Annotated in this window: 19 protein-coding genes and 1 tRNA gene; 4 read left to right on the forward strand and 16 right to left on the reverse strand. The window is 71.8% G+C overall.

Features of this window, described 5'->3' with window-relative positions; all coding sequences use genetic code 11:
* Positions 1-5: 5 nt before the first annotated feature.
* The 6 genes from PIJ49_RS05975 to PIJ49_RS06000 all read right to left on the reverse strand — a co-directional run bounded on the left by PIJ49_RS05975 (position 6) and on the right by PIJ49_RS06000 (position 6,200).
* Positions 6-746 carry an amino acid ABC transporter ATP-binding protein gene (locus tag PIJ49_RS05975; protein ID WP_066656477.1) on the reverse strand — a complete coding sequence of 247 codons (741 nt, stop codon included), beginning with the start codon at positions 744-746 and terminating at the stop codon, positions 6-8.
* Positions 743-1,621, reverse strand: a complete 879-nt coding sequence (locus PIJ49_RS05980) for an amino acid ABC transporter permease (protein WP_066656480.1) — start codon at positions 1,619-1,621, stop codon at positions 743-745. Before PIJ49_RS05980 ends, PIJ49_RS05975 begins: the two co-directional genes overlap by 4 nt.
* Positions 1,622-1,625: 4 nt before the next feature.
* Complete coding sequence (locus PIJ49_RS05985; RefSeq protein ID WP_066656483.1) at positions 1,626-2,450, reverse strand: ABC transporter substrate-binding protein; 825 nt, start codon at positions 2,448-2,450, stop codon at positions 1,626-1,628.
* Positions 2,451-2,545: 95 nt separating this feature from the next.
* Entirely contained in the window at positions 2,546-3,070 is a 525-nt protein-coding gene (locus PIJ49_RS05990) for a cupin domain-containing protein (RefSeq protein WP_271826084.1), read from the reverse strand.
* Entirely contained in the window at positions 3,067-4,488 is a 1,422-nt protein-coding gene (locus tag PIJ49_RS05995; protein WP_334212820.1) for an amidohydrolase family protein, read from the reverse strand. Before PIJ49_RS05995 ends, PIJ49_RS05990 begins: the two co-directional genes overlap by 4 nt.
* Positions 4,485-6,200, reverse strand: a complete 1,716-nt coding sequence (locus PIJ49_RS06000) for an adenosylhomocysteinase (protein WP_271826085.1) — start codon at positions 6,198-6,200, stop codon at positions 4,485-4,487. The genes PIJ49_RS05995 and PIJ49_RS06000 overlap by 4 nt, the downstream gene beginning before the upstream one ends.
* Positions 6,201-6,334: 134 nt before the next feature.
* Here PIJ49_RS06000 and PIJ49_RS06005 point away from each other — a divergent pair, with 134 nt between their 5' ends.
* From PIJ49_RS06005 to PIJ49_RS06015, 3 genes are all read left to right on the forward strand, one after another.
* Positions 6,335-6,598, forward strand: a complete 264-nt coding sequence (locus PIJ49_RS06005) for a glutaredoxin family protein (protein WP_066656489.1) — start codon at positions 6,335-6,337, stop codon at positions 6,596-6,598.
* A gap of 125 nt (positions 6,599-6,723) precedes the next feature.
* Positions 6,724-6,999 (forward strand): GlsB/YeaQ/YmgE family stress response membrane protein, encoded by a 276-nt coding sequence (locus PIJ49_RS06010; RefSeq protein ID WP_066656492.1) that lies wholly within the window; start codon positions 6,724-6,726, stop codon positions 6,997-6,999.
* 168 nt (positions 7,000-7,167) lie between these two features.
* Positions 7,168-7,650, forward strand: a complete 483-nt coding sequence (locus PIJ49_RS06015; protein WP_271826086.1) for a hypothetical protein — start codon at positions 7,168-7,170, stop codon at positions 7,648-7,650.
* Between the two features lie 32 nt (positions 7,651-7,682).
* Here PIJ49_RS06015 and PIJ49_RS06020 read toward each other — a convergent pair whose 3' ends face one another.
* The 4 genes from PIJ49_RS06020 to PIJ49_RS06035 all read right to left on the reverse strand — a co-directional run bounded on the left by PIJ49_RS06020 (position 7,683) and on the right by PIJ49_RS06035 (position 10,681).
* A complete protein-coding gene (locus PIJ49_RS06020) occupies positions 7,683-9,131 on the reverse strand; it encodes an SPFH domain-containing protein (protein ID WP_066656505.1) in 1,449 nt (482 codons plus the stop codon).
* Positions 9,132-9,366: 235 nt separating this feature from the next.
* Positions 9,367-10,194: an NAD(+) synthase gene (gene nadE / locus PIJ49_RS06025; protein WP_066656508.1), complete on the reverse strand. Its 828-nt coding sequence runs from the start codon at positions 10,192-10,194 to the stop codon at positions 9,367-9,369.
* Between the two features lie 76 nt (positions 10,195-10,270).
* Positions 10,271-10,438: a hypothetical protein gene (locus PIJ49_RS06030; protein ID WP_158407773.1), complete on the reverse strand. Its 168-nt coding sequence runs from the start codon at positions 10,436-10,438 to the stop codon at positions 10,271-10,273.
* Positions 10,439-10,552: 114 nt separating this feature from the next.
* Positions 10,553-10,681 carry a hypothetical protein gene (locus PIJ49_RS06035; protein ID WP_268746754.1) on the reverse strand — a complete coding sequence of 43 codons (129 nt, stop codon included), beginning with the start codon at positions 10,679-10,681 and terminating at the stop codon, positions 10,553-10,555.
* A 453-nt stretch (positions 10,682-11,134) separates the two neighbouring features.
* On the opposite strand from PIJ49_RS06035, the gene PIJ49_RS06040 reads away from it, so the two are divergent.
* Positions 11,135-12,271, forward strand: coding sequence for an AI-2E family transporter (locus PIJ49_RS06040; protein WP_271826087.1), 1,137 nt, complete (start codon positions 11,135-11,137; stop codon positions 12,269-12,271).
* Positions 12,272-12,751: 480 nt separating this feature from the next.
* Here PIJ49_RS06040 and argG read toward each other — a convergent pair whose 3' ends face one another.
* The 6 genes from argG to PIJ49_RS06070 form a co-directional block, all read right to left on the reverse strand.
* Complete coding sequence (argG, locus tag PIJ49_RS06045) at positions 12,752-14,191, reverse strand: argininosuccinate synthase (RefSeq protein ID WP_066656513.1); 1,440 nt, start codon at positions 14,189-14,191, stop codon at positions 12,752-12,754.
* A gap of 146 nt (positions 14,192-14,337) precedes the next feature.
* Positions 14,338-14,661, reverse strand: coding sequence for a hypothetical protein (locus PIJ49_RS06050; protein WP_144411381.1), 324 nt, complete (start codon positions 14,659-14,661; stop codon positions 14,338-14,340).
* A 171-nt stretch (positions 14,662-14,832) separates the two neighbouring features.
* Positions 14,833-14,907: transfer RNA gene (locus PIJ49_RS06055), tRNA-Arg, on the reverse strand.
* A 13-nt stretch (positions 14,908-14,920) separates the two neighbouring features.
* Entirely contained in the window at positions 14,921-16,024 is a 1,104-nt protein-coding gene (locus tag PIJ49_RS06060) for an epoxide hydrolase family protein (RefSeq protein WP_271826088.1), read from the reverse strand.
* A 10-nt stretch (positions 16,025-16,034) separates the two neighbouring features.
* A complete protein-coding gene (locus PIJ49_RS06065) occupies positions 16,035-16,871 on the reverse strand; it encodes a pentapeptide repeat-containing protein (RefSeq protein WP_066656515.1) in 837 nt (278 codons plus the stop codon).
* Positions 16,872-17,087: 216 nt separating this feature from the next.
* Positions 17,088-17,582, reverse strand: a complete 495-nt coding sequence (locus tag PIJ49_RS06070) for an HNH endonuclease (RefSeq protein WP_066656516.1) — start codon at positions 17,580-17,582, stop codon at positions 17,088-17,090.
* Positions 17,583-17,853 lie beyond the last annotated feature (271 nt).

A 17,853-nucleotide genomic window follows, 5' to 3' on the forward strand; every position in this document is an offset into this window, starting at 1 on the left:
CGGGGTCAGGCGTGGACGCGGGACAGGAACTCGACGAGCGCCGGGTGCTGCGGTCGGTCGAGCACGTCCGCCGGTGCGCCCTGCTCGACCACCTCGCCCTGGTGCAGGAACACGATGCGGTCGGCGACGTTCCGGGCGAACGACATCTCGTGCGTGGTCATCAGGATCGTGGCGCCCTGCTCCTTGAGCTCGCGGACGAGGTCGAGCACCTCGCCGACGAGCTGCGGGTCGAGGGCACTCGTCACCTCGTCGAGCAGGAGCAGCTCCGGCGACGTCGCGATCGCCCGCACCACGGCGACACGCTGCTGCTGCCCGCCCGAGAGCCGGTCCGGGTACGCCCCGGCGAAGTCGCCCAGGCCGATCCGGTCGAGCAGTCGGCGGGCGGTCGCCTCCGCCTCGGCCCGGGCGATGCCGTGCACCCGACGGGACGCGAGCGTGACGTTGTCGAGCACCCGCATGTGCGGGAACAGGTTGAACTGCTGGAAGACCACGCCGATCCGGGCGCGGGTGGCGTCGACGTCGGTGCGGGGGTCGGCGATGTCCGTCCCCTGGAGCAGGATCTCGCCGTCGTCGATGCCCTCGAGCAGGTTCACCGTCTTCAGCAGTGTCGACTTGCCGGAGCCGGACGCCCCGATGACGCAGATGACCTCGTGGCGGTGCACGGTCAGGTCGATCCCCCGCAGGACCTCGTGCTCGCCGAACGTCTTGCGCAGTCCGCGCAGTTCCAGGACCACCGACTCGCTCACACCGTCCCCCCGATCTGCTCGCGACGCTGCTGCCGTCGAGCGATGGCATCCGTCACCCGGATGAGCGGGAGGCTGATCACGACGAACAGCAGCCCCGCGACGAGGTACGGCGTGAAGTTGTAGGTCTCGGCCTGTGCGATCTGGGCGCTCCGCACCGCGTCGACGGCGCCGAGGATCGACACCAGGCCGACGTCCTTCTGCATCGAGACGAAGTCGTTCATGAGCGCCGGGGTGACCTTGCGGATCGCCTGGGGCAGCACGACCAGCCGCAGCGTCCCGGCGTGGGACAGGCCGAGCGACCGGGCTGCGAGGCGCTGGGACGGGTGCACGGCCTCCATGCCGGCGCGGAGCACCTCGGCGACGTAGGACGAGTACGTGAGCACGATCGCGATGGTGCCCCAGACCTCCGGGGGTTGCCGCGGGAAGATGCCGAGCCCCGGGATGCCGAAGCCGACCAGGTAGAGCACGATGATGAGCGGCAGACCCCGGAACAGGTCGGTGTACGCGGTGGCGAGCATCCGCAGTGGGAAGAACACCGGGTTCCGCAGCCCCCGCACGACGGCGAGCAGGGTGCCGAGCACGGCGACGCCGATCGCGCTGAAGAACAGGATCCGGATGTTCAGCCACAGCCCGAGCAGGACGGCCGGGAAGGTGTCGATCGCCGTCTGCGGGTCGAAGAACGACTGCTGCACCGCGGCCCAGCCGGGCGTGTTCACGACGCCGAGCCAGACGACCGCGATCACGACGAGCGTCGAGACGACCGAGACGACGACCGAGCGGCGGCCGCGCTGCCGACGGTAGAGCCGTCGTTCGAGCTCGACCTGGCTCGGCGCTGGAGCGGTCACCGGGGTGCCGGCACCTGCTGGGGCGGTCACCGGACTACTTCAGGACGGGGGTGTTCGTCTCCGAGGAGAGCCACTTCGTCTGCAGGTCGGCGAGCGTGCCGTCGCTCTCCAGGGCCTCGAGAGCCTTGTCGACCTTGCTCGTCAGCGCGGAGCCCTTCGGCAGCACGAAGCCGAACTGGTCGCCGGAGCCGTCCTCGGGGAACTGCGCCGAGACCGTGCCGTCGTCGAGCTGTGCGGCGGCCATGTAGAACGCCGTCGGCAGGTCGGTCACGATCGCGTCGATCTGCCCCGACTTCAGCGCCAGCACGGCGTCGTCGTTCGAGTTGAACACCTGCGGGGTGACGCCGAGCACGTCCTTCACGGAGCTGATGCTCGTGGAGCCCGAGGCGACACCGATCGTGTCGCCCTTCAGTGCGGCGACGGTGGTGTCCTTCGCAGCCTTCGACCCCGACGTCGTCACGACGGCCTGCGTGGTCGTGTAGTACGGCGTGGACATGTCGACGGCCTTCTTGCGCTTCGCGTCGATCGAGAACTGCTGGACGTTGAGGTCCCAGTCCTTCGGGCCGGGGGCGATGGCGCTGTCGAAGGTGCTGCGCTTCCAGACGACGTCGCCCTTCGCGTAGCCCATCTCCTTCGCGACCGCGTAGGCCACGGCGGACTCGAAGCCCTTGCCGGACTGCGGGTCGTCGTCCTCCACCCAGGGCGAGTAGGCCGGCTGGCCGGTCGCGATCGTGAGCTTGCCGTCCGTGACGGTGCCGTCGCTCCCGGCGCTGCTCCCACCGGCGGAGCAGGCGGCGAGCGCGAGGGCGGCGACCGTGGCGGTGGCGACGGCGAGGGACAGACGGCGGGTGCGGGTCACGGGAGGGCCTTCGTCAGCGGGACAGAGCGGGGTGGAGCGGGCAGGAGGCAGTGTACCGGCGCGTGGGATACCACCGCGACGCGGATGACCGTCGACTACGCGGTCGCGGCGTCGCCGTCGGTGTCGCCCGCCATCGTGAAGTCGTCGAACGAGAACCCGGGCGACACCATGCAGCTGAGGAGCACCTCGCCGTCGCCGGGCAGGGTGCGCTGCCAGACCCCACCGCGCACGAAGGCCTGGGCGTCGTGCAGCCGGTGCCGGCCGGCGTCCGGGCCGAGGGTGATCCGGTCCCCGGGCTCGGGGCGGTCGCCGGACCCGCCGAGCTCGAGCACGACGGTGTCCGGCCCGTGCCACATCCAGATCTCGTCGCTCGCGACACGGTGCCAGGCGGAGGCCTCGCCCGGGGGCAGCAGGAAGTGGATGAGGGTCGCTGCGGGGCGCTCGCCGGCGGGGGTCTCGACGGTCGAGGGCGAGGTCCACGTGCGGACGTACCAACCGCCCTCCGGGTGCGGCTCCATGCCGAGGGCGGCCGCGCGCTGCGGGACGTCGAGCCACTCGATCAGCTCGCCGCCGACGGTGCGGCGGGCGACCATGCCGGGGCGGGGTGCGGTGTCGGTCATCGTTCCTCCTGGGGACGGACGTGGTGGGGGACGGGGTCCCGGGTGTCCCCGGAACCGGGGCCCCGGGTGGGGGCGGTCTCAGGGTCGAGCGGGTGCACGGTGCCGTCGGTGGCCCGCACGACGCCGCGGACGATCGTCGCGACGGCGCGGCCGGCCCCGTCCTCGACGAGTTCGGCGAACGCGTCGGGCACGGTCCGGGCGTCGACGTCGAACACGGCCAGGTCGGCTCGTGCCCCGACGGCGAGGTGTCCGACGCGGTCCGGCCCGACCGCCGTCCCCATCGCGTGCGCGCCACCGAGGGTCGCCGCCGCCAGCAGCCGCTCGTGCAGGTCGCGGTGCGCGTACCCCTGGGCGCGGGCGATGCGGTGCAGTGCGGTGACGTCGGCCATCGGGTCGAGGGACGGCGACGACGACAGGGAGTCGGTGCCGATCGCGATCGGGCTGCCCTCGCGCAGGTAGTCCGCGACGGGCGGCGGGTCGAGGCCGATGACGGCGTTCGACCGGGGGCAGAGCGCGACCGTGGTCCCGCGTGCCCGCAGGAGGGCTCGGTCGGACGCGGTCACGTACACGCCGTGCGCGATGTGGCAGTCGGGGCCCAGCACGCCCAGCCGGTCGACGAACGCGGTGGCACTGGCGCCGAAGCCGAGCGCCCGCATGGCCCGGAAGGACGGCACGTTCGCCAGGTGCCAGTCCGCGGTGTGCCCGACGCCGTCGACGCCCTCGAGCCCCGGGACCGGCCCGAGCGAGACCCGCTCCCCCTCGAACGCCGCCTCGCCCAGGTGCAGGTGCAGCCGGAGCCCCCGCTGGCGCACGATGTCCGGCAGTTCGAGCAGCGGTGCCACGTCGAGGGAGTACGGCGCGTGCGGCGACAGCCCCGCCCCGGGCGTGGTCGGGATCCGTGCGAGCTCGTCGAGCACCTGGTCGCGCCCGTGGGACTCCCACGCCGCGTTCTCCCAGTCCATGACCTCCCAGTAGGCGATCCCGCCGAGGCGGTGCTGCTCCAGGACGTCGGCCGCCTCGATGTCGGTCACCACGTCCGCGATGCTCGTGACGCCCGCCGCGATCGATGCGACGGCGCCCGCGGACGCCTCCGCCCGCCAGTCGTGCGGGAGCGCGTAGTCCACGTTGAACGCAGCCGCCCAGTCCTCGAAACCCGCGTACTGCCGTTGACCGACACCGGACATGCCGGTGTACTGCAGGTGCGTGTGCGCGTTGACGAGACCCGGCAGGAGCGCGCCCCGCCAGCGCCGCTCCGTGCACGTGCGCCCGGCGGCGTCGAGCTGGTCGACCACCCACGACCGGTCGCCGACGTGCAGGATCCGTCCGTCCTGCACCGCGACCGCCCCGTCGGCGATCGGCGGTGCCGTCATCGGCACGACGACGCGCGCCGAGTGCACCACGACCGGCGACGCGGTCACCGGGGTGTCCCGAACCGGTGCGTCCGCACGTCTGGCTCGCGGTCGGCGGGCTGCTCGGCGATCCGGACGGGAGGAGCGACCCGGCTCCCCCACGCGGCGAGCGCGACGCGGGCGGTCGCCTCGTCCACCGCGGGGTCGACCGGCACGACGGCGCGCGGGAGTTCGTCGCCGCGCTCGAGCAGCATCCGGAGGGCGCCGAGCTGCACCGCGAAGGACAGGTCCATGATCTCGACGGGGTTGCCCTCGGCGGCGCTCGTGTTCACCCCGTTGCCCCCGGCGAGGACGAGCACCTGGTGGCCGTCCGGCCAGGTCAGGCGCTCCACGTGCTGCGCCACGGCCGTCCGGACCGCACCGGCGGCGGCCGCCGCGGACAGGGCGACCTCGTCGTCGACGCCCCCCGCGACGGACACGACCGCACCGACCGCGCACGCGCGCAGGACCGTGTGGTCCACGGTGTCCGCCACCCCGGAGGCACTCACCACGAGGTCGGCGTCGCGCACCGCGTCGACGAACGGTGCGACCGCGTGCCCGGCGAAGCGCGCCTGCAGGGCGCGGACCGGGTCGACCTCGGCGACCGTGACCCGGAAGCCGAGCGCGACGAGGACCTGGGCGACCCCCTCGCCGACGGGACCGAAGCCGGCGACGACCACCGTGCCTCCCGGCCGGACCCGGTGCACGGCGGACGGGAGCGGGTCGACCAGGTCGAGCGTCGCGAACACCGTGGACTGGCCGGTGCCGAAGCGGTTGTCGAAGCAGGTCTTGGCGCGGGCGTCGTTCACGGCGACCACGGGGATGCCGAGCTCGCCGCGCTCGGCCATGACGCGGAGGGGTCGGAGGCCGCTCGTCGTCTCCTCCGCGGCGCCGAGCATGGTCGGCAGCAGCTCGGGCCGCTCCTGGTGCGCGAGGCGGATCAGGTGCGAGCCGTCGTCGAGGAGCACGTGCGGACGCGTGTCGAGCATCGCCAGGGCGAGACGGTGCTGCTCGGCGAGCGAGGCCGTGCTGTCCGCGTGGACCGGCATCCCGGCGCGGCGGAGCACGTCCGCGACCGCGTCGTCCGTCTCGTCGGCGTGCGCGTACACGACGACCTCGGCGCCCGCGTCGCGCAGGAGCAGGCTGAGCACGGCCGTCTTCGGCTCGAGCACCATCGCGACGCCGATCCGGGTACCGCGGAGCAGCCCGCCGTCGCGGAGCTCCGCGGCGACGGCACGGGCGACCGGCATCGACCTGCGCGCCCAGCGGATGCGGTCCTCGGCGGCGGGGTCGTCCTCGGGCTCCCGACCGGTGGAGACGAGGAACACGTCGTCGGAGAGCGTCGGGACGGCGAGCACCCCGGGGCGGGCCGGGGCGACCGGGCCGAAGGCGTCCTCGTCGACCGCGGGGGCGTACCGGCCGGCGTCCACCACCACGAGGGTGGCGCCGCGGGGCCGGTCGGTCTCGCGCTCGACGGCAGCGGTCGACTCGTCCGGGTCGCCGAGGCACCAGAGCTGGTCGATCGGCTCGTCGTCGACCGGCTCGTGGTCCGCGGGGGCGGGGTCCGCCGCGGTGCGTGCACCGAGCCCGGTGAGCAGTGCGACGAGCGCCGCGGCGTCACGCGGGTCGCCGCCGAGCACACGGACGGTGCGGCCGGCGACGAGGAGGTTGGTCGCCGCGGCGAAGCGTCGGACGGCTGCCGCGGCCCATGCGGCCCGCTCGGGGTCGGGTCGCTGCGGCATGGGGCCATCGTAGGGCGTGCGGGTCGGCGCGGAGTCGCGCGGGCTGACGGTCACGCGGTCACGCGGTCACACGTCGTCGGGGCGTGGGCGGTGACGCGGGAATGTCCCGCGGCCGTCGGACGTACTGTGAGGACATGACTGATGCGACGTTCGACAAGGTGACGATGTTCGGCGCGGACTGGTGCCGCGACTGCCGACGCTCGAAGGCGCTCCTCGACCGCCTCGGGGTCGACTACGACTACGTGGACGTCGAGGCGGACCTGTCCGCCGCCGACCGGGCCGAGGCCATCAGCGGCCGCAAGAACATCCCCGTCGTGGTGCTGCCGAACGGCAAGCACTTCGTGGAGCCCTCGGACACCGAGCTGCAGGCGGAGCTGGAGTCGTCCGGAGCGGTGTGACCCTCGCCTGTACCTGCGCCTCCATGCAGGCTGTGAACATGCTGGGGAAGAGCGGTGTTCAATCGGGGCCGACCCAGATCGCGGACACCCCCGGACCGCGACAGGTCTGACCCAAGGAGGACACCGTGCTCGGTCTCATCATCAGCCTCATCATCATCGGCCTCATCGCCGGCGCCCTCGCCCGGCTGATCATCCCCGGCAAGCAGCACATGTCGATCCTCATGACGATCGTGCTCGGCATCATCGGCTCGTTCGTCGGCGGCTTCCTCGGGTTCCTCATCTTCCAGCACGACCCGATGGACGGCTTCTTCCAGCCGGCCGGCATCATCGGCTCGATCATCGGTGCCGTCATCGTGCTGTTCCTCTACACGCGCTTCGCGGGTCGCGGCGCGCGCCGCTGACCACCGGCAGGCGCCACTGACCGACGTGGGGGTGTCGGAGCGGCACCACGAAGGACCCCGGACCGTGACGGTCCGGGGTCCTTCGTCGTCCCGTGCGACCGGTCGACCCCGAGCAGGGGGGACAGGGTGCTGACGGCCGTACATCGGCCGGGGCGTAGCGTCCCCGCCATGACCGACGAGAACGAACGCCCCCGTCCCGAGGACGACGCCGCACGGCTCGGACTCGTCGTCGTCGGCGAGGCCGCCGCACTGCACGCCGGGGACGACGCCTCGCTTGACGCCAGCGAGGCGAACATCCGCGAGACCGTGGACAGCATGGTCGACGAACCCCTCACGCCCCGGCAGGAGGAGGTCATGGAACGCCTCGCTGCCGCTGGCGGCACCCTCACCGCGGGCCTGAGCGGCGCACTCGCAGCGAAGACCGGCGGGCAGGTCGAGGACGTGCTCGAGGGCGCCGCTCGCAGCGTCGTCTGGCAGCAGCGTCTGGCCGCCGAGCGGGACGCGCTGCAGGGACAGCCGCAGGAGTCGACCGACGGCGACCCGGTCACCGACGGCGACCCGGCCACCGACAGCGACCCGGTTGAGGACCAGCGCGAGGACGCTGGCGGCCAGCAGCGACACCGGGACGACGACGGGCGCGACCGGGGCTGACCCGACCGCGCCCGTGCGCACGACAGTGTCCGTCAGTCGACCGGCGCGGCGTCCTGTTCACGCGCGACCGCCCGGGCAGCGGCCTGGCCGGTCGTCGTGCTCTTCACGATGTCGCTCAGCGTGAAGCCGGCCGTGGTGCCGAGCAGCGCGTCGACCTCGCTGAACTGGCTCACGACGCTCTTCGACAGGGCGCCTGCGCCGTCCGAGGACACGACCGTCAGCTTGTCGATGTTGCCCATCGGCGCCGCGAGCTCGCGGGCGATGCTCGGCAGCGTCTCGAGCGCCTTCACCCGGAGCACGGCCTCGGAGTGCTGTGCGAGCGCGTCGGCCTGGGCCTTCGTCGCGTCGGCCTCGGCCTGACCCTTGGCACGGATGGCGTCGGCCGCGGCCTCACCCTCCGCACGTGAGGCGTCGGCGGCGAGCTTGCGGGCGGCAGCCTCGGCCTGGGCCTCGGCGGCGACCGCCTCGGCCGAGATGCGTCGGGCCTCGGCCTGCGCACGGGCCGTCTCGACCTGGGCAGCCGCAGCAGCCTCGGCCTCCACCCGGGTCTTGCGCGCGTTCGCCTCGGCGACCGCGCTCACCTCGGACTCGAGCTCGGCACGACGGAGCTCGGCGCGCTTCTGCGCCGTGATCTGCTCCTGTTCGACGACGCCCTGCGACGCGCGAGCCTGCGCGAGCGGACCAGCCGCTGCGGCCTCGGCCGAAGCCCGGTCGGCGTCGAGCTGCAGCGCCGCACGACGGATGGCGAGGGTGTTCTCGGCCTCGGCGATCGCCTGGTCGGCGGTGGCCCGGGCCTCGCGTGCCTCGCGGTCGGCCTGGGCCTCGGCGTTCTCCGCCTCGAGCCGGACGCGGGCGCGCTCGGCACGACCGAGGTCGCTGATGTAGTCGTTGCGGTCCGAGATGCCCTTGATCTCGAACGAGTCGACGTCGAGACCCTGGCTGTGCAGGGCGTCCTTGGCGACGTCGAGGACCGCCACCGTGAGCTGGTCGCGGTTGCGGATGATCGTCGACACGTCGGTCGCGCCGATCGACGCGCGGAGCGAACCGGACAGGACCTCGCGCGCGAAGTCGTCGATCTTCTTCTCCTGGCCGAGGAAGCGCTGCGCAGCAGCACGGATCGACGCATCGGCCTCGCCCACCTTGACGAGCGCCACGGCCTCGACGTCGATCGTAACGCCGCGGGAGTCCTGCGCGTTCACGTTGATGTCGATCGCACGCGAGGACAGCGAGATCTTCGCCACCCGCTCGAAGAACGGTCGGACGAGCACACCCGCACCGAGGACGACCTTGATGCCGGACTCGACGGTCTCGGTGCCGTCGGGGTTCTTGACCTTCCGCGACCGCTTCCCGGTGATGATGATCGCCTCGTCCGCACCGGCGTTGCGGTAGACGAGCTTGGCGTACACGAGCGCGATCACGGCGAGGACGATGATCCCCACGATGACGAGCGGGACGGCGCCGAGTGCGAGCAGGACTTCCATGATTCCCCCCAGCGGCCCCGGCACGGTCGGTCGTGACCGGGATTCCGCATCTGTTGTTCCGTTGCGCCCATCCTAGGAGCGCGGGGACCGCAGCGGCAGGACGGCGACCGGAGCTGTGGAGAACCGGACGGCCACCAGGACCGACCGGCCACGCGACACGGTCGCACGCACGACGGGAGGCGCGGTGCAGGTCGGGACCTGCACCGCGCCTCCCGTCCGGTCCAGCGCTGTGGCGCTACGCGCCCTGCTGCCACCAGCTGTCGAAGGGCGTCGCGGGCACGCGACGCTTGTGCTCGGTCGCTCGGTAGCGCGACTCGATCGCCTCGGCGACCTCGTCGGGGACGTCGTGCCCCTGCAGGTACGCGTCGATCTCGACGTAGGTCAGGCCGAGGTTAGCCTCGTCGGTCTGCCCGGGCAGGTCGTCGAGCAGGTCCGCGGTCGGCGCCTTCTCGTACAGGCGAGCCGGCGCCCCCAGGTGCTCGAGGAGCTGCCGCCCCTGGCTCTTCGTCAGCCCGGTCAGCGGGGTGAGGTCGACGCCGCCGTCGCCGTACTTCGTGAAGAAGCCCGTCACGGCCTCGGCCGCGTGGTCCGTGCCGACGACCAGCAGTCCGCGCTGCCCGGCCACGGCGTACTGGGCGACCATGCGCATGCGCGCCTTGACGTTGCCCTTCACGAAGTCGCTGAGCGCGACGCCGGACGCCGCGGTGTCCTGCACCACGCCGTCGACGCCGTGCTCGATGTTCACCACGATGCCGGGGTCGGCGGCGATGAACTGCAGCGCGAGCTGCGCGTCGTCCTCGTCGGCCTGCACCCGGTACGGCATGCGGACGGTGACGAACTCGGCCTCGCGTCCCTCGGCGCGGAGGGACTCGACGGCGAGCTGGGTGAGCCGTCCCGCGAGCGTGGAGTCCTGCCCGCCGCTGACGGCGAGGACGAACCCCTTCGCGCCGGTCGTGGTCAGGTAGTCACGCAGGAACGCGACACGGCGGGCGACCTCCTGCTCGGGGTCGATGGTCGGCTGGACGTCGAGGTCCGCAGCGATGGTGGCTTGGAGTTCACGCACCCGACCAGTATCCCGCCGCACCGTCGCGCGCGACCGGATTCACCGGAGGCACGCGGCTGGTGTTCACCCGTTCGACTCAGGCGACCGTCGGGGCGGCGGGGTGCCGGATGGTGTTGTCGTGGTCGGCACCGATCGCGCACGTGCAGACCACACGGAGCATCTCGTCGGTCCGGGTGAGCCGGAAGCGTTCGACGTGCGGCGGGCCGACGTGACGGTCGAACGGATGGGTGTCGTGGTCGTGCACGTCGGGTCCTCCCTGATCCGGGTCCCGCTGGTGAGACGGGACGGGCCACACGGCCCCTGCCGAGGATCATCCGCGCGCAGGCAGGACGGCGCGAGCCCCCGTCCGGGGGCCGCGTCAGACCTGCTCGCCGAGGAAGTCCGCGTACGAGGGTTCGTCGTGCTCGGGACCGGCGGGCACGGAGGCATCCGAGGTGCCACCGACGCGGTCGGCGATCAGCTCGGCGACCTCCTCGGGCGAGCGCATGCCGTGACGGTGCCAGTCCTCGACGGGACGGGGCGTCACGAGAGCACCTGCAGGGTCGTGGCGGCGAAGGTGGAGACGGGGGTGCGGGTGTGCCCCGCCGGGAAGTCGAGGTGCGTGCAGCACGGGTACGTGGCGGTCATGAGGACCAGCCCTTCATCGAGGTGTTGCTCACCTCGGATCCGACCGGGCCGTCCCGCTGTGCCAGACCCCGCGGACCGCGAGGGCATCGTGACGACGGGACCCTGTGAGTGAACCCGGTGACCCCAGCGTAGAAGCGGGACAGGAGCGCGTCCAGGTCGATGCGCTTAGCGGCGTCCCCGGACGTCCCCGGCCGCGGGTCGGCTGCGTCGGGACCGCGGGTCGGCTGCGTCGGGACCGCGGCTCGGCTGCGTCGGGACCGCGGGTCGGCTGCGTCGGTAGCGTGGAGGCTCCGCACCACCACCGAGGAGCCTCATGCCCCTGTTCGGCAACCACCCCGCCACGTCCGACGCGACACCGGGACCACTCGCCCGCAAGTGGACCGACGGGTTCGGCAGTCTCGCGACCCGGTGCCTGCAGGTGATCGTCGTGCTCGTGATCGCGATCGGCATCGTGTACGCCGCCGCGACCCTGAGCGTCGTGACGATCCCGGTGCTCCTCGCCCTGATCATCGCGTCCGCCATGCACCCGGTCGTGTCCTGGCTCCGACGGCACAAGGTGCCCTCGGTGCTCGCGACCCTCGCGGTCCTGCTCGGCGTCCTCGTCGTGCTCGGCCTCGTCGGTTGGCTGATCGTCGTCGCGGTCATCTCGCAGTGGCCCGACCTGCAGAAGTCGGCGATCAGCGGTTTCCAGCAGCTGCAGGACACCGTCGCGCACCTGCCGTTCTCGATCTCCGACCAGCAGGTCGACCAGGTGGTGAACGGCGTCCAGGACTTCCTGACCAGCTCGCAGTTCGGGTCGGGCGCCCTGGCCGGGGCGTCGGCCACCGCGAACTTCCTGACCGGCCTGGTGCTGATGATCGTCGTGCTGTTCTTCTTCCTCAAGGACGGGCCGGCGATCTGGGAGTTCCTGCTCCGTCCGTTCACCGGCGCCCGGTACGAGCGTGCACGCCGCGTCGGTGACCGCGTCGTGCAGACCCTCGGCGGCTACGTCCGCGGCACGGCGAGCGTCGCGGCGGTCGACGCGATCGGCATCGGCGTCGGGCTGGCGATCGTCGGGGTGCCGCTCGCGCTCCCCCTCGCCGTCGTCGTGTTCATCACCGCGTTCATCCCGATCGTCGGCGCCACCGCCGCGGGCATCCTCGCCGCGCTCGTCGCCCTCGTCGCGAACGGCCCCGTGGCCGCGCTGATCGTCGTGGGCATCGTGGTGCTCGTCAACCAGCTCGAGGGCAACCTGCTGCAGCCGGTGCTGATGGGCAAGACGCTCAAGCTGCACGGCCTGGTGATCCTGATCGGCCTGACCGCGGGCACCGTACTCGCGGGCATCACCGGCGCGATCATCTCGGTGCCGCTCCTCGCGGCGGCCTGGGGCGCCGTGCAGGTGTGGGGCGGTCCGGACCGGCCGGCGGAGCCGTGGCGCCAGAAGCGGCCGGAGACCGCCGAGCGGCGGTAGCGGGTCCCACGGGACGGACGGGAGGCGCGGTGCCGGTCGGTACCGCGCCTCCCGTCCGTCGTGTGGGCGCGTCGGCGGCTGGTCGCGGCAGCGCGGCGCTGTCGTACGACGCGGCCGCTGTCGCACGACGACGGTGATGTCGCACGAATCGACCTTGCTCGAGCCGGATCGGCCGAAACGACACCGCCGCTGTCGCACGACGACGGTGATGTCGCACGACCCCACCCCTACTCCCGATGCACGGGACGTCCCGCGCCGAAGCACCTGTCGATCGACCCGCGCGATGTCGGCCGATGCACCCGCGACCGATGCAGGCGCACAGGACGACACCGCGCACGTCGTTCGACGCGCGCAACGTCGAAGTACGCGTGTGCACGCGGCTCGGAAGAGCCACACGCCCTCTCCCGACGCACGCCACGGACGACGAACGGGAGCCCCTGCGCGCGGCAGGGGCTCCCGTTCGTGTCGGTGCGGTGTGTGTCAGTCGGTACCGGAGTCGAAGGCGGCGCCCTCGGACGCGGCGTCCGTCGCGCGACCGAGTGCCTCGTCCTCGCTGGACACGACGGCTCCGCCGAGGATCTCCTCGGCCTCGCCCGACTGCAGCTCGCCGACGAGTTCGCCCGTCGCGCCGCCGATCAGCCCGGCCGCCGCGTACTGCTCGAGGCGCGAGCGCGAGTCCGCGATGTCGAGGTTGCGCATCGTGAGCTGCCCGATGCGGTCGTCCGGACCGAACGCTGCGTCGCCGACACGCTCCATCGAGAGCTTGTCCGGGTGGTACGACAGCGCCGGACCCGTGGTGTCGAGGATCGTGTAGTCGTCACCACGCCGCAGGCGCAGCGTGACCTCACCGGTGACGGCGGAGGCGACCCAGCGCTGCAGCGACTCGCGCAGCATGAGGGACTGCGGGTCGAGCCACCGGCCCTCGTACATCAGACGTCCGAGACGACGACCCTCGTTGTGGTACGCCGCGACGGTGTCCTCGTTGTGGATCGCGTTGAGCAGACGCTCGTAGGCGATGTGCAGCAGGGCCATGCCCGGCGCCTCGTAGATGCCGCGGCTCTTGGCCTCGATGATGCGGTTCTCGATCTGGTCGCTCGCGCCGAGGCCGTGGCGACCACCGATGGCGTTCGCCTCGTACACGAGCGCGACGGCGTCGGCGTACTCGACGCCGTTGATGGCGACCGGGCGGCCGGCCTCGAAGCGGACCGAGACCTCTTCGGTGGCGACCACGACGTCGTCACGCCAGGCGGCGACGCCCATGATCGGCTCGACGATGTCCAGTCCACTCGAGAGCTCCTCGAGGCTCTTCGCCTCGTGCGTTGCTCCCCAGATGTTCGCGTCGGTCGAGTAGGCCTTCTCGGTGGAGTCGCGGTACGGGAAGCCACGGGCGACGAGCCACTCGCTCATCTCCTTGCGACCGCCGAGCTCCTCGACGAACTCGGTGTCGAGCCACGGCTTGTAGACGCGCAGCCGCGGGTTGGCCATCAGGCCGTAGCGGTAGAACCGCTCGATGTCGTTGCCCTTGTAGGTGGAGCCGTCGCCCCAGATGTCGACGCCGTCCTCCTTCATGGCGCGGACGAGCATCGTGCCCGTCACCGCGCGGCCGAGCGGCGTCGTGTTGAAGTAGGTCTTGCCGCCGGAGCGGATGTGGAAGGCACCGGTCTGCAGGGCGACGAGGCCCTCTTCGACCAGGGCGCTCTTCGCGTCGACGATGCGGGCGATCTCGGCGCCGTACTCCTTCGCGCGACCCGGGACGGCGTCGATGTCCGGCTCGTCGTACTGGCCGATGTCGGCCGTGTACGTGCAGGGCACCGCTCCCTTCTCGCGCATCCAGGCGACCGCGCAGGAGGTGTCGAGACCTCCGGAGAACGCGATGCCGACTCGTTCGCCGACGGGGAGACTGCTCAGGACCTTGGACACGGGGTCAATCGTACGGGGCGCTGGGCCCGGGCTACCGTCCAGGGCGACGGTTGTGGAGAATTGACTGCGACGGCTGCCCGCGAGGCCACAGGGCCTGCTTCATCTGACTCCTGACGACGGCACCGCCACGAAGTGAGTCAGTCAGCTCACAACGCGACGCTTGCTCCTCGCAGGCGGCCGTACATCTCCTGACCGAGCAAGTGCTCGATGTCCGCTTCAAGTTGCCACATCAGGTTCTCATCGTCATATTCGAGGGAACTTCTATCAGACGTGAAGAACACAAAGTGCTTCTCGGCGCTTGCGCGGAACTCAGCGGAAGCTGCACCTGCTGGAGCATGCCCGGCGAGGACACTTCGCACAACGTCTTCGATAGCGGCTGTCAGCGCTACTTCGCTCGCCTTGAAATCGCCCAGTCGCACCTGAAACACAGCTGCCGCAATGGTTTGGCGGTGGTTGTCAATGCTCGTCAAAACTCCCCCTTAGTCAGACGGCCAGTATGGCTCAGTAAACAAGGCCGCGCTCATGTCGCATGAGTGATGCGCTGGATGTTGATCACAGTTCCCATGAAGCATGGCTGCTGCTCGCCCGATCGTCCCGTCCGCTTTCAAGGTTCTAGCGAAACCCAGCAATCGATCTCGACGTGGTGCCCCTGGAGGGACTCGAACCCCCAACCGTTTCCTTAGGACGGAACTGCTCTTCCATTGAGCTACAGAGGCTGGCCCGTCCACTCTAGCGGCGGTACGGCTCCAGGAACGCGCAGACTTCGTCCACGAACAGCTCCGGCTGCTCGAACGGCGCGAAGTGCCCGCCCCGGTCGAGTTCGTGGTGGTGCACGAGGTTCGTCGTGCGCTCGAGCCACTCCCGCGGAGCCCGCACGATGTCGCCCGGGAACACCGAGAACCCCGACGGCACCTCCACCCGTCGACGCAGTTGCGTAGCGGGGATCGCCGCGTTCGCGTGGTACATCCGCATGGAGGACCCGATCGTCGCCGTCGCCCAGTACTCGGTCAGCAGCGCCAGGACCTCGTCCCGCGTGTACACCGACCACAGGTCGCCGCCGCAGTCGCTCCACGACCGGAGCTTCTCGACGATCCACGCAGCGAGACCCGCGGGTGAGTCGGTCAGCCCGACGGCGGCGGTCTGGGGCTTCGTGCGGTGCATCACCGCGTAGGCGCCCTCGGCGGTCCGCCACCGCTCGGTCGCCTGCACGAAGGCCCGCTCCGCCGGGGACAGCTCCGTGGTGTCGATCCCGGGCCACGCCAGCCCGCCGTCGATCCGGTGCACGGCGACCACACGGTCGGGGTGGTCGAGTGCGAGGTACCGGACGACGTGCGTCCCGATGTCCCCGCCGGAGGCCGCGAACCGGTCGTACCCGAGGACGGTCATCAGTGTCGCCCACATGCCGGCCACCTCGCGGGCGTCGAGCACGCGCGGCGGCGCGTCCGAGAACCCGTACCCGGGCATGTCCGGCACGACGACGTCGAACCCGGCCTCGACGAGCATCGGCAGGACCTTGCGGTACCGCCATCCGGAGTCCGGCCAGCCGTGGGCGAGCAGCAGCGGGAGGGCGTCGGGACGGCCGGATCGCGCATGGAGCACGTGCACTCGGACGCCGTCGACGACGTGCCGCTCGGACGGCAGCGCGGCGAGCTGCTCCCGGTGCCCGTCGAAGTCGAACCCGTCGGCCCAGTACTCGCCCAGCGGCCGGAGCTCGTCCACGTCGACGCCGAGCGACCACCCGGTGCCGGCGGGCGCGTCCGGCCAGCGGGTGGCGCGGAGTCGGACACGGAGGTCCCCGATCGTGGCGTCGTCGATCACGGGAGTCTCGCTCATGGCTCGCACGCTACGCGCCGCCGCTGCCCCAGTGCGACGGGCGGACGACGTCAACTGGGAGCCGCGTGCGCTCGTCGCCCTGCGCCGCGTTGACCTGCATCTGGGTCAGGAAGAGGGAGCCCGAGAGGTCCGCCCCGTGCACGCGCGCACCACGCAGGTCCGCGCCGAGCAGGTCGACTCCGTCGAGGTCGGCCCCCGAGAGGTCAGCGCCGATCAGGTACGCGCCGCGGAGGTCCGCTCCGCACAGGCTGACGCCGTGGAAGCGCCGACCCATCAGGTCGGCCCCGGGCGACAGGACCGCGGGCAGGACCGTCGCGTACCCGCCCCGCACCTCGGCGCTCACCTCGACCAGGACCGCGCGGACCTCCTCGTGCAGCCCGACCAGGTCGAGCCCGAGGACCACGGTCGGCCCCTGCCCGATCGCGTCCTCGATCCGCTCCACCAACGCTGCCGACGCCTCGGGCTGGAACCTGCGGACCGCGCCCTCGGCCAGGTACCAGAGGAGGTCGTGGAGCTGTCGGACGACACGGAAGACGGCGAACATCTCGACCCGCACGTCCTGGCGCTGGTGCCGGTCCACGCCACCGTAGAGCTGTCCGGTGACGCGCTGTCCGGCACCGGCGCAGTCGAAGACGGTGCAGCCGCGGTACCCGCGTGGCCGGAGTGACTCGTGGACGGTGCACGAGAAGTCGTCGGCGAGGTTCCGGCACGGGTCGCCCGGCGCCTTGTCGACGGGGAAGTCAGCGGACCGCGTGAAGCCGAACGCGGCGCAGCAGAGGGCCGCGCAGGACCCGCAGTCGGCGCGCAGGTCGGCGCGGTCGGGTCCGGGGAACGAGGAAGAGGTCATCGGTGGTCGTCCAGTGTGTCGAGGTGGAGGTGGCGACGGCGGGGACTCCCGAGGAGTCCACCCGCAGGGCACACGCGACCACCGCCTCCTGGACGAGGCGACGAAGCAGCTGGGTCACAGCGATGAGCGGATCACTGCGGCCAGACTACGCGACGGACGGGAGGCACGGGGCGGCCCCGCCACGCGCCTCCCGTCCGTCGCGACGCCGGGCCGGCGCTACGCGGCCACCAGGTACTCGTCCCACTCCGACTGCGGGCGCTCGATCCCCCGCACCACCCAGGACGCACCGTGCGGCGCCTTCGGCCGGAAGCGCAGCCGCCACCCCATCTCCTGCGGGGTGCGGTCGCCCTTCGTGTTGTTGCAGGCCAGGCAGCAGGCGACGAGGTTCTCCCACGAGTCCTGGCCGCCGCGCGACCGGGGCTGCACGTGGTCGATCGTGGTGGCGTGCCGGTCGCAGTAGGCACAGCGGTTGGCGTCACGCCGCAGGACCCCGCGTCGCGAGACCGGCACGAGTCTCGCGTGCGGGATCCGCACGTAGCGGGTCAGGATGATGACGGACGGACGATCGAAGCTCGCGGAGGACCCCGAGACCGGGTGGTCGAGGTCGGCGGCGATGACGGCGGCCTTCTGGTTCATGACCAGCACGAGGGCCCGTCGGTCCGAGATCACCGCGAGGGGCTCGTAACCGGCGTTGAGGACGAGAGTGCGCATGGGTTCCCTTCCGACGGTGCCTGGACGGCTTCCAGGCGCTGCGGGTGCGTCGGGTCGATCGACGTCGACAGGGGACCGCGACCTGTGACCACGCCCTGAACCACGAAGAGCACCACCCGGATGGGCAGTGCTCTCGTCAGACAGGGGCGTGATGGTGCACGCAGGGGGCGGTCGACCGTATGTCCACGAGCGCGCGCCGACCCGTGGTGCGGGTCGTGCGGAACGCTGACATGAGGTCTCCCGTGTTCGGGCCGGATCGGACCGGTGCAGC

The sequence above is a fragment of the Curtobacterium uvaldense genome (assembly GCF_028307415.1).
In the GTDB taxonomy this organism is placed as follows: Bacteria; Actinomycetota; Actinomycetes; order Actinomycetales; family Microbacteriaceae; genus Curtobacterium.

What these genes read in the sequence shown, in the direction of transcription:
- PIJ49_RS05990 (WP_271826084.1), bottom strand. Translation starts at nt 3,070, where the DNA reads ATGACCGACACCGCACCCCGCCCCGGCATGGTCGCCCGCCGCACCGTC.
- PIJ49_RS06000 (WP_271826085.1), bottom strand. Translation starts at nt 6,200, where the DNA reads ATGCCGCAGCGACCCGACCCCGAGCGGGCCGCATGGGCCGCGGCAGCC.
- PIJ49_RS06005 (WP_066656489.1), top strand. Translation starts at nt 6,335, where the DNA reads ATGACTGATGCGACGTTCGACAAGGTGACGATGTTCGGCGCGGACTGG.
- PIJ49_RS06015 (WP_271826086.1), top strand. Translation starts at nt 7,168, where the DNA reads ATGACCGACGAGAACGAACGCCCCCGTCCCGAGGACGACGCCGCACGG.
- PIJ49_RS06020 (WP_066656505.1), bottom strand. Translation starts at nt 9,131, where the DNA reads ATGGAAGTCCTGCTCGCACTCGGCGCCGTCCCGCTCGTCATCGTGGGG.
- PIJ49_RS06035 (WP_268746754.1), bottom strand. Translation starts at nt 10,681, where the DNA reads ATGCGCTCGCCCGAGGAGGTCGCCGAGCTGATCGCCGACCGCGTCGGT.
- PIJ49_RS06040 (WP_271826087.1), top strand. Translation starts at nt 11,135, where the DNA reads ATGCCCCTGTTCGGCAACCACCCCGCCACGTCCGACGCGACACCGGGA.
- PIJ49_RS06060 (WP_271826088.1), bottom strand. Translation starts at nt 16,024, where the DNA reads ATGAGCGAGACTCCCGTGATCGACGACGCCACGATCGGGGACCTCCGT.
- PIJ49_RS06065 (WP_066656515.1), bottom strand. Translation starts at nt 16,871, where the DNA reads ATGACCTCTTCCTCGTTCCCCGGACCCGACCGCGCCGACCTGCGCGCC.
- PIJ49_RS06070 (WP_066656516.1), bottom strand. Translation starts at nt 17,582, where the DNA reads ATGCGCACTCTCGTCCTCAACGCCGGTTACGAGCCCCTCGCGGTGATC.